Source organism: Burkholderia sp. BCC1640 (assembly GCF_902833125.1).
Taxonomy (GTDB): Bacteria; Pseudomonadota; Gammaproteobacteria; order Burkholderiales; family Burkholderiaceae; genus Burkholderia; species Burkholderia diffusa.
On sequence record NZ_CADFEF010000040.1, the window covers coordinates 34,974 to 45,200 of the forward strand.

Consider the following 10,227-nt stretch of genomic DNA (forward strand, 5'->3'; position numbering starts at 1 on the left):
ACAAGGAGCATTTCATGACCGCAACCGTACTGGTCGCCACGGCCGGGCAAGGAATCCTGCGCTCGAACGACGACGGCAAGACCTGGCATCGCCTCGGGCTCGCCGAACCGATCGAGTTCGACGGCATCGTGCGCGCGCTCGCGGTGGACCCCGCGACACCGTCGCGCGTCTATGCCGGCGCCGATTCGGGGCTGTCCATCAGCGAGGACGGCGGCGCGCACTGGTTTCGGCCCGACAACCTGCTGAACGGGCAGACGGTCTGGTCCATCGCGATCGATCCGGCGAACCCGGCGGTGCTCTATGCGGGCACCGGCGCACCGTCGCGCGCCGCGCTGTACAAGTCGAGCGACGCGGGCGTGACTTGGGAGAGAACGGCCCCCGAGTTCCCCGAGTTCTGCTCGGGCGTCAATCGCCCGAGGCTGCTGACGATCTGCGTGGATCCGGACGACACCCGCAACGTCTGGTACGGCGTGGAGGAGGGCGGCGCATGGCGCAGCCGCGATGCCGGCGCGAGCTGGACGCGCGTGGACGGCCCCGGCACGGCAATCCGCAACAGCGACATTCATGCGATCGCCGTGCTGTCCGCCACGCCGGACCGGCCGAAGACCACGGTACTGCTGACGGTGAACGCGGTGCACGTGAGCGACGACGACGGCCAGACGTGGGGCAGCAAGCTGTCGCGCGATCGCTTCGACGGGCTGTACTACACGCGTACGGTCGTGCAGCTGCCGACGCCGGAAGGCGACCTGCTGATGGCGATCGGCGACGGCACGCCGGGCACCCGCAGCCGCATCTACCGCTCAACCGATCGCGGCTACGCGTGGCACGAGACGGATCTGCAGACGCCGCCGAATTCCACGTTCTGGGCGTTCGGCGTCCATGCGGCCCGGCCGGAGCTCGTCTATGCGGGCACCAAGTACGGGCACCTGTTCTGTTCGCGCGACGGCGGCCGGAACTGGAGCAAGGAATGGCGCGATTTCAGCGAGATCACGGCCGTCGCGTGGACGCCGTTCGAAGCGCCGCTCGTCGCCCACGCGCAGTCGACCAATTGAGCGGAGCGAACGATGACACCGTCCGACATCCAGCAACACGCCGAGCGCGCGAACGCAAGCGGGCTGCCGCTGCCGACGCCGCACGTGCAGCGCACCCACCTGTCGCTGTTCGTGCGCGATCCCGTGCGCTCGAGCACCTGGTACGCCGAGGTGCTCGGCATGACGGAAACCGCGCGCGGCGAGCAGTGGGTGTTCATGTCCTTCGGCCAGAAGCACCATGACATCGCGCTGATTCGCGCGGCGTCCGACGCGGAGCTCGGCACGATCGGCCTGCAGCACTACGGCCTCGAAATCGCCGGCGGCCTGACCGAGTTGCGCCGCCTGTACGGCATGCTGATCCGCCGCCAAGTGCCGATCATCAAGATCACCGATCACAAGGTCGGGATCGGCGTGTATTTCACGGATCCGGACGGCAACCGCCTCGAGTTCTTTAGCGAAACCGTCACGGACGACGAAGAAGGCAAGCGCGTGCTGCACCGGTACAACGCGCCGAGCGATCCCGTGCAGCTCGATCCGCTGTTCGACTGAGGCGCCGTCTTTCATTCCCGCTTAACCGATATTTCATAGAGGATTCCTGATGAGAAAGATCGCAAATTTCGAAGGCTTTCATATCCGCAAGTGGTACACGCAGATCGAGGATTCGCTCGCGAACGAATCCGGCCAGCTCGCGGACGGCGAGCCGCTGCGCAAGATCGTGATCGCCGCGGCCGTCCATAACCCGTACGCGGGGCGCTTCAGCGAAAACCTCGACGAGCTCGTGCGGCCGTCGCCGGCGCTCGGCAAGGAGTTCGCGCGGCGCATCGAGGAACTCGCTGCGGGCCGCGCGATCGAGAGCTACGGCAAGGCGTGCCTGGTCGGCTCGGCCGGCGAGTACGAACACGGCAACGCGTTCCTCACGTCGATCTTCGCGGAGCCGATCCGTGCGGCGCTGGGTGGCGGCAAGTCGTGGGTGCCGTCGAGCGGCAAGCGCGGCCCGGTCAACACGGTGATCGACGTGCCGCTCGCGCACAAGGACGCGCTCTACGTGCGCTCGCACTACGACACGGTGACGTGCCTGTTCCCCGATGCGCCCAACGACGACGAAGTGCTGGTGATCTTCGCGTTCGCGACGCGCGGCCGCCTGCATGCGCGGCTCGGCGGCCTGAAGGCGAGCGAGATCGTCGGCCGCGACGGTCTGGTCTGAGCGCGGATGCGGGCCGGGGAGCACATGATGAATACGGCGTCCGTCAAGGATGGATGGGTCGACAGCGACGGGCTGCGGCTGCACTACGTGAGCTGGGGGCGCGACGATGCACCGGTCGTGGTGATGCTGCACGGCTTGCGCAGTTATGCGCGGACGTGGGAGCCCGTGGCCGACGCGCTGGTCGACCGCTACCGGGTCGTCGCGCTCGACCAGCGCGGGCGCGGCTGGAGCGACTGGGATCCGCGGCGCGACTATTACGCGGCGGCCTACGTGCGCGATCTCGACGCGCTGGTGCGCACGCTCGGCCTGCAGCGATTCGTGCTGGTCGGGCACTCGATGGGCGGCGCCAATGCGTTCGTCTACGCGGCGGCGCAACCGGAACGGCTCGCTGGCCTCGTGATCGAGGACATGGGCCCCGGCGCGTCGGCCGGTTCGCGGGGTTCGGAGCGCATCAAGCGCGAGCTGAAGGAAACGCCGGACGCGTTCGCGTCGTGGGACGACGCGCGCGCGTTCTGGCGACACCAGCGGCCGAATATCGCGGAATCCGCGCTCGATTCACGCCTCGCGCACTCGCTGAAAGAGGCGGCGCAGGGGCGGATCGTGTGGCGGCACGACGCCGACGGGATCGCGGCGGCGCGGCTGGCCGCGACGCCGGAGCAACTCGTCCATCTGTGGCCGCTGGTCCTCAACCTGCAGGTGCCGACGCTGCTGTTGCGCGGCGGCGAATCGGATTTCCTGGCCGCGGAAGTGGCGGCCGAAATGGCGGCCAGCGCCGGCATCGACTGGCTCGATATTCCGGGCGCGACGCACTACGTGCATGACGATCAGCCCGCCGCGTTCAACCACGCATTGCGCACCTGGCTCGATCGTCTCGACGATCCGGCGTGGCGGAGGGGAGGCTGACGCATGAAAGCGAACAATCCGGAACGTACATCAGTCGCGATCGTCGGCGCGGGGCCGAACGGTGTGGCGATGGCGAACCTGCTCGGCCTCTATGGCGTCGCGACGACGATCATCGAGAAGGCGCCGCAGATCGTCGAGTTTCCGCGCGCGGTCGGCATCGACGACGAAGCATTGCGGATGTTCCAGACTGCCGGGCTGGCCGACGAACTGAGCCGCGACATCATCCAGAACGTGCCGCTGCGCATGTACAAGGCGAACGGCGAATGCTTCGCCGACATCCGCCCGTCGATGCGCGAATTCGGCTGGTGGCGGCGCAACATCTTCATGCAGCAACTGGCCGAGCGCACGCTGCGCGACGGGCTGGCCCGTTATCCGCACGTGTCGCTGCGGACCAGCGAAGAAGTGGTCGGCGTCGAACAGGACGACGAACGCGTCACGTTGCAGGTGCGCCGCGCCGACGGGCAGTGCTACTTGCTCGAGGCCGACCACGTGGTGGCGGCCGACGGCGGGCGCAGCCCGATGCGCGAGCTGCTGAGTGTCAAGCTGGCGGGCACGACGCATCCGATCAAATGGGTCGTGGTCGACGTGAAGAACGCCGGGCTCGAGCAGCCGTGCACGGCGCTGAACTGCGACCCGCGCCGCCCGAACGTCTGCATTTACTTGCCGTTCAATTTCCGGCGCTGGGAGTTTCTCGTGTTTCCGCACGAGGACGAAGAGGCGATCGCGCGACCGGAATCGATCCGTGCGCTGATCGCGCCGTACGTCGACGACGTCGAGCGCATCGAGATCGTGCGCGCCCGGACCTATACGCACCATTCGCGCGTCGCCGAACGTTTCGTCGTCGGCCGCGTGGCGCTCGTCGGCGACGCCGCGCATCTGAGCCCGCCGTGGATCGGCCAGGGCCTGAACGCAGGCTTGCGCGACGTGGGCAATCTCGCGTGGAAGCTGGCGGGCGTCGTCAAAGGCGTGCTGCACCCCGGCGTGATCTCGACGTACGAATCGGAGCGGCGCGATCACGCGAGGGCGATGATCGACCTCGCGGACACGTTCGGCGCGATGCTGATGCCGACCAACCGGCTCGTCGCGTTCCTGCGCGATTGTTTCCTCGGGCTCGCACGGTATGCGCCGGGCCTGAAGGACTACATCCTGCAGATGCGCTTCAAGCCGATGCCGAGCTACACGCGGGGCGTCGTGTTGCCGGGGGCGCCGGACGACGCAGCCGGCAGGATGATCGCGCAGCCCGACGTCGAAACGGCCGACGGCGTGCGCCGCAAGCTCGATGACGTGCTTGGCCCGTGGTTCTCGATCGTCGGCTGGCAATGCGATCCGCAGGCGTGCCTGAGCGACGACGATCGCGCGTACTGGGTGTCGCTGGGCGCGACGTTCGTTCAGGTCAGCCGCTCGCGCAGCGGGACGGGCCGCGAACGGCGAATGGCCAGCGCCCACGGCAGCACGTGCGTCGAGGACGTCGACAACGCGCTGGCGGACTGGTTCGACCGGCATGCCGGCCCGCTCGTGGTGGTGCGCCCCGATCGCTACGTGGCGGCGCAGACGGATGCGGTGGGCATGGCCCGCGTGACCGCGGCCTTTCAGGCGTTCGCGCCGCGGCAACCGGAGGAAGCGCATGTTTGTTGAGCAACGCACCTATACGCTGGTGCCCGGCGGCGTCGCCGAATATCTGCGACTGTATGCGGAATGCGGACGCGCCGCGCAGGAGCAGGCGCTCGGCACGATGGTCGGCTGTTTCGCGACGGAAGTCGGGCCGCTGAACCAACTCGTCTATCTGTGGGCGTTCGATTCGCTGGACGATCGCGCGCGGCGCCGTGCCGTATTGATGGCCGACCCCGGGTTCAAGGCGTTTCGCGGCCAGGTCCGGCATCTGCTCGTCCGGCAGGAAAACCAGATTCTCCGGCAGGAAATCGGCGGCCTGTTGCGTGCGCCGAGCCAGGCCGCGTGATGCGATCGTCGCACCGTCCGCGCCCATCGTGCAGTCTCTACCGAGGTATCCGTCTTGATTCCGTTCACGCCGCTGACTTCCCGCATGGCACCTGATGCGCAACGCGATTACGCGCCGCTCCACCTGTATATCGATGGCCGGTTCCTGCAGGCCGACGGCCGGCGCACGCAGCCCGTTCTCGATCCGGGAACCGGCGCCGTGCTCGGCGAATTGCCGCATGCGACACCGGACGATATCGACGCCGCGGTGAACGCTGCGCATCGCGCATTCGCGGCATGGCGGCGCGAGTCGCCGCTCGCGCGCTCGGACATCCTGCGTCGTGCCGCAGCGCTCGTGCGCGAGTGTGCCGAAGCCATCGGCCGCCACATCACGATGGACCAGGGCAAGCCGCTGCGCGAGGCGATCGCCGAGGTCGTGTCGTCCGCCGAACAGCTCGAATGGCATGCGGAGGAGGGGCGTCGCACTTACGGCCGCGTCATTCCGGCGCGCTCCCCGGACGTCGCGCAGACGGTGCTGCGGGAACCGATTGGCGTGTGCGCGGCGTTCTCGCCGTGGAATTTCCCGTTCAGCCAGGCGATGCACAAGATCGCGGCCGCGTTGGCGTCGGGGTGCACGCTGGTGCTGAAAGGGCCCGAGGAATCGCCGAGCGCGATAGTTGCGCTCGCGCACATCTTCCACGATGCCGGGTTGCCCGCGGGCTGCCTGAATATCGTCTGGGGCGTGCCGGGCGAAGTGTCGACGCGGCTGATCGAGTCGCCGCTGGTGCGCAAGATCTCGTTCACCGGTTCGGTGCCGGTCGGCAAGCAATTGGCGGCACTTGCCGCGTCGCACATGAAGCGCATGACCATGGAGCTGGGCGGGCATGCGCCGGTGCTCGTCTGCGCGGACGCGGACATCGAACGCGCCGCGACGATGCTGGCCGCGTACAAGTTTCGCAATGCCGGGCAGGTGTGTGTATCGCCGACGCGGTTCTTCGTGCAGCTCCCGGTGTTCGAACGGTTCGTCGCCGCGTATCTCGACGCGGTCGGTACGATCCGCGTCGGCTACGGTCTGGAAGACGGGACCACGATGGGGCCGCTCGCGCATGCGCGACGCGTGTCCGAGATCGACGCATTCGTCGCCGATGCAAAGGCAAAAGGCGCGGAGATCGCCGCGGGCGGAACGCGCTTGCCGGGGCCGGGGCACTTTTTCGCGCCGACGGTCGTGCTGGACCCGGCGCGCGAGTCGCGCCTGATGAACGACGAGCCGTTCGGCCCGATCGTCGGGATCGTGCCATTCGACGAACTCGACGATGCGATCGCCGAGGCCAACCGCTTGCCGTTCGGCCTCGCGTCTTACGCGTTCACCGCTTCGGCGCGCAACGCGCACCGGATCGGCCGCACGCTCGAAGCCGGCATGGTCAACATCAATCACTTCGGGATGGGTCCGGCGGAGATCCCGTTCGGCGGCGTGAAGGACAGCGGTTTCGGCAGCGAGGGAGGCACGGAGACGTTCGACGGTTACCTGGTCACCAAATTCATCACGCAGATGAATTGACGGTGTGCGCGGCGTCGTTTGCGACGCCGCGCGAATGCTCAGGTGGCTGCGCCGATCTGGGCGGTGGCGTCGATCAGGAGCTTGCCGAGCACGTGCTCGTCGAACAGCGCGAAGTGTTCGGCGCGAAAGACCAGCGACAGGCTGCTGTTGATTTCGCCGCTGCTGGCGGTGCGAATCGGTGCGGCGATGCCGACGAAGCCTTCGTCGAGCTCGCCGCGCGAGATCCAGTATCCCGCGTCGGCGATCTGCTGGCAGGCGCGCCAGAACTGCGTCCAGTCGGACGCGAACTCGCCGAGTTCTGTGTTGTGCCGGTCGTGCAGGCGTTTCAGGCGCGCGCGCGACATCGCGGCCACGATCACTTTCGACGACGCGCCCTGGAACAGCGGCATGATGCGGCCGCGGCCGAAGCCCAGTTGCAGGTTCTCGGCGCCGCTTTCGTGCATCACGTTGATGATCTGCTCGTCGAACAGCGTCGACACGAGCGCATCGCCGCCGGTGACCTGAACCAGTTTCTGGATCACGGGTTTCGCGGCGGTGAGCGTCGGGTCCGACTGCCGCATGTTGTAGTCGAGATGGATGATGCGCGGGCCCAGCGTATAGCGGCCGTTGCTGCTGACGAGCAGGCCGACGGAGGCCAGTTCCTTCACGTAGCGGTAGCACGTGGTCCGCGAAAAGCCCATGAGCTCGGCGATCTCCTCGGCCGTCATCGACGTCGCGGACGAAGAGAAGACGTCGAGGATGGACAGCATTTTGGTGAGGCTCGACATGGCGTGATCCGGGATTCAGGCGGCTTGCGGCAATGGAACGAGAAGATCGGCAGAGGTTCGGGCAGCCGGGCTGCGGCACGAATGCGGCAGCGGCGACGACAGGGCCGTAGTCTAACTTAAGTCGCGCACGCGGCTACCGGATTCGCGTCAACGAAAGTGCGGGACGCAGGTCGGCAGCGGAACGGCGAATCCTGCCGCCTTCAATCGATATGGAATCCTATGTTGATGCGGCGAATCATGCCGAATCGATGCCACCTGCATGCCGGTCGGTTCGCAAGCGCATCGGCCGGAAAAATTTGATGAGGAGAAGCAGATGAAAGTGTGGTTCCGAATGTTGGCATTGTGCGGTTGCGGTGCCGTTGCACCGACGTTCGCGCAATCGAGCGTGACGCTCTACGGTTCGCTGGACACCGGCGTGACCTATACGAGCAACGTGGCGTCCGCGCCGCGCGGCGGCCGTCAGGTCGCGCTGCAGGCGGGCGTGGCGCGCAACGACGTGTGGGGCTTGACGGGCAGGGAGGATTTCGGCGGCGCCAATTTTGCTGTGTTCCGGCTCGAAAGCCAGTTCCAGACGTCGGACGGCGCGCTAACCGTGCCGGGCTCCGCGTTCAGCTCGCAAGCGTACGTCGGGCTCGGCGGCGACTGGGGCACCGTGACGCTCGGGCGCCAGTTCGATTTCGTCGGCGATCTGCTGCCGGCCTTCGCGGTCGGCGCGAACACGCCGGCCGGCCTGCTCGCATGGGGGTTGCCGGCGAATGCGTCGGCGGGCGGCGCGCTCGACAACCGCGTGTGGGGCGTTCAGGTGAACAATGCGGTGAAGTATGTGAGTCCGACCTTCGGTGGGCTGTCGTTCGGCGGCATGTGGGGATTCGGCAACGTGCCCGGCACGGTCGCGCGCAGCAGCGTGCAGAGCGCGATGTTGTCCTACACGCAGGGCGCGTTCAGCGCCGCGTTCGCTTATTTCGGCCAGCACGACGTGACTTCCGGTGGCAATCTTCGCAACTTCTCGGGCGGGGCCGGCTACAACCTCGGCCCGTTCCGCATCATCGGCATGGTGTCGGACGTACGGATCAGCGCCGCCGCACCGCTGCGGGCAACCACCTACGACGGCGGGCTGACCTATGCGCTCACGCCAGCGTTGCAGCTGGGCGGTGGTTTCCAGTACCAGCAGCGCGGCGGCGACGTCGGCTCGGCCAACCAGGTCACGCTGAGCGCCGACTATTCGCTGTCGAAGCGTACCGGCCTGTACGCGGTGTTCGCACGCGGGCACGACAGCGCCTACGGCGCCCAGATCGAAGCCGCGCTCGGCGGGGCGGCGGCAGGCTCGACGCAGACCGCGGTTCGCGTCGGCGTGCGGCATCAGTTCTGACGGTACGGGAATGCACGGGCTGCCGCGCACGCCGCGCGCCGGCCCGTGTGCCGCCACCATCAGAACCGCTGCATCATCCCGACCCGCAAGGCCAGCTGATTGCGGCCCGACGACTGCCCGGCGGTGCCGAGCACGTGCGCGAAGTCGAAGTCGGTGCCGGTGTTGCCGGTCGCATGCTGGTATGCGGCCTGGATGTAAGTCGAGGTCCGCTTGCTGAGGTCGTAGTCGAGCATCATCGACACCTGGTGCCAGCTCGGCGATGCATCGCCCGCCGCCGTCGCGACATGCGCGCGCGTGTACGTATAGGCGGCGCCGAACCAGAAGTCGGGCCGGAAGTAATACTGGCCGTTGACCTCGAAGTTGTCGAATTTCCACGCGTGCTGCGAGCCCGCCGACGGCTGGTTCGCGAAGTAGAGATTCGATTCGGGGCTGGTCACGTCGACGTGCGAATACGCGGCGGACAGCGTCAGCTTGTCGCTGAACTTGTAGGACGCGCCGGCATCGATGTTTTGCTGCGAGCGGCCGCTGAACACCGTATCGTCGCTCGACAACGCGCCGCTCGCGGTCGCGCCGCCGTGGTTAGCCTTCAGGTACGCGACGGCGGCGGAGAACGCGCCCATCTGGTACTGCACCGCGGCACTGTACACACGGTTTCTGGCGAAGCCGCCCGCTTGGTTCGCGAGGCCGTAGAGCACTTCGCCCTTGAAGCCGGCGTACGTGGGCGACACGTACTTGACGCTGTTCTGGATGCGGTAGTCCCAGTCGGCATTGTCGTTGTCGTACGGGTGGGCGCCGAAGTCGCCGAGCCAGTTTCCGGTGGCCGTGAACGTGCTCCACATGTCGAGCGTCGGATCGTACTGGCGGCCGAACGTGAGCGTGCCGAACCGGTCGGAATCGAGCCCGACGTAGGCCTGCCGGCCGAACATCCTGGACGTCACACCGAGCGCCCCCGTGCTCGCGTTGAGGCCGTTCTCGAGCTGGAACAGCGCCCTCAGCCCGCCGCCGAGGTCTTCGGTGCCTTTCAGCCCCCAGTTGCTGCCGACGGTGTCGCCGCTGACCATCTGGTAGGCCTTGCTGCCGCCCGCGTTGCTCGTGAAATTGACGCCTTCGTCGATCAACCCGTAAAGCGTCACGGTACTCTGCGCGTGTGCCGTCAGGCTGAAACCCATCGCACCGGCGGCCGATACGGTCGCAATCATCTTCTTCATCGTCGATCTCCAGGTGAGGGCCGGTAGGGCCGTGCGGTACCGTTTTCGATGGCGTGCGGGCGCGCCGGACGCTCGAAACGGTCCGTCAGTAGTTAGTAAAACGAAATATTTGAAATGAAAGAAACCGGGCGGCCTCAAATCTGAAGTGCAACACTCTCGCCATCCGGTAATGTCCGCGAATGGCAAAGAGAACGTACCAACAACTTCAACCTGAAGAACGTATGCGAATCGATTTCTGGCGTGACGAGGGCT

The 10,227-nt window shown here is 66.9% G+C and carries 10 protein-coding genes; 8 read left to right on the forward strand and 2 right to left on the reverse strand.

Features of this window, described 5'->3' with window-relative positions; all coding sequences use genetic code 11:
- The first annotated feature begins 14 nt into the window (after positions 1–14).
- From HWX25_RS29920 to HWX25_RS29950, 7 genes are all read left to right on the forward strand, one after another.
- Positions 15–1,052: a sialidase family protein gene (locus HWX25_RS29920; protein WP_175912100.1), complete on the forward strand. Its 1,038-nt coding sequence runs from the start codon at positions 15–17 to the stop codon at positions 1,050–1,052.
- A gap of 12 nt (positions 1,053–1,064) precedes the next feature.
- On the forward strand, positions 1,065–1,580 hold the full coding sequence (locus HWX25_RS29925) for a VOC family protein (protein WP_175912102.1): 516 nt from the start codon (positions 1,065–1,067) through the stop codon (positions 1,578–1,580).
- 49 nt (positions 1,581–1,629) lie between these two features.
- Positions 1,630–2,235: an amino acid synthesis family protein gene (locus HWX25_RS29930; RefSeq protein WP_175912104.1), complete on the forward strand. Its 606-nt coding sequence runs from the start codon at positions 1,630–1,632 to the stop codon at positions 2,233–2,235.
- A 27-nt stretch (positions 2,236–2,262) separates the two neighbouring features.
- Positions 2,263–3,138: an alpha/beta hydrolase gene (locus HWX25_RS29935; protein ID WP_175912105.1), complete on the forward strand. Its 876-nt coding sequence runs from the start codon at positions 2,263–2,265 to the stop codon at positions 3,136–3,138.
- Positions 3,139–3,141: 3 nt separating this feature from the next.
- The gene (locus HWX25_RS29940; protein WP_175912106.1) at positions 3,142–4,773 is read left to right on the forward strand and encodes a bifunctional 3-(3-hydroxy-phenyl)propionate/3-hydroxycinnamic acid hydroxylase; all 1,632 of its coding nucleotides are present in this window, start codon (positions 3,142–3,144) and stop codon (positions 4,771–4,773) included.
- Positions 4,763–5,095 (forward strand): NIPSNAP family protein, encoded by a 333-nt coding sequence (locus HWX25_RS29945; protein WP_175912107.1) that lies wholly within the window; start codon positions 4,763–4,765, stop codon positions 5,093–5,095. The genes HWX25_RS29940 and HWX25_RS29945 overlap by 11 nt, the downstream gene beginning before the upstream one ends.
- Positions 5,096–5,179: 84 nt before the next feature.
- Positions 5,180–6,631: an NAD-dependent succinate-semialdehyde dehydrogenase gene (locus HWX25_RS29950; RefSeq protein WP_175912108.1), complete on the forward strand. Its 1,452-nt coding sequence runs from the start codon at positions 5,180–5,182 to the stop codon at positions 6,629–6,631.
- 38 nt (positions 6,632–6,669) lie between these two features.
- Here HWX25_RS29950 and HWX25_RS29955 read toward each other — a convergent pair whose 3' ends face one another.
- The gene (locus tag HWX25_RS29955) at positions 6,670–7,398 is read right to left on the reverse strand and encodes an IclR family transcriptional regulator (protein WP_175912109.1); all 729 of its coding nucleotides are present in this window, start codon (positions 7,396–7,398) and stop codon (positions 6,670–6,672) included.
- A gap of 313 nt (positions 7,399–7,711) precedes the next feature.
- Between HWX25_RS29955 and HWX25_RS29960 the strand changes: the two genes are divergently transcribed.
- Complete coding sequence (locus tag HWX25_RS29960; protein ID WP_175912110.1) at positions 7,712–8,767, forward strand: porin; 1,056 nt, start codon at positions 7,712–7,714, stop codon at positions 8,765–8,767.
- A 59-nt stretch (positions 8,768–8,826) separates the two neighbouring features.
- Here the strand turns inward: HWX25_RS29960 and HWX25_RS29965 are convergent, their stop codons facing one another.
- Entirely contained in the window at positions 8,827–9,975 is a 1,149-nt protein-coding gene (locus HWX25_RS29965) for a porin (RefSeq protein WP_175912111.1), read from the reverse strand.
- Between the last annotated feature and the right edge of the window lie 252 nt (positions 9,976–10,227).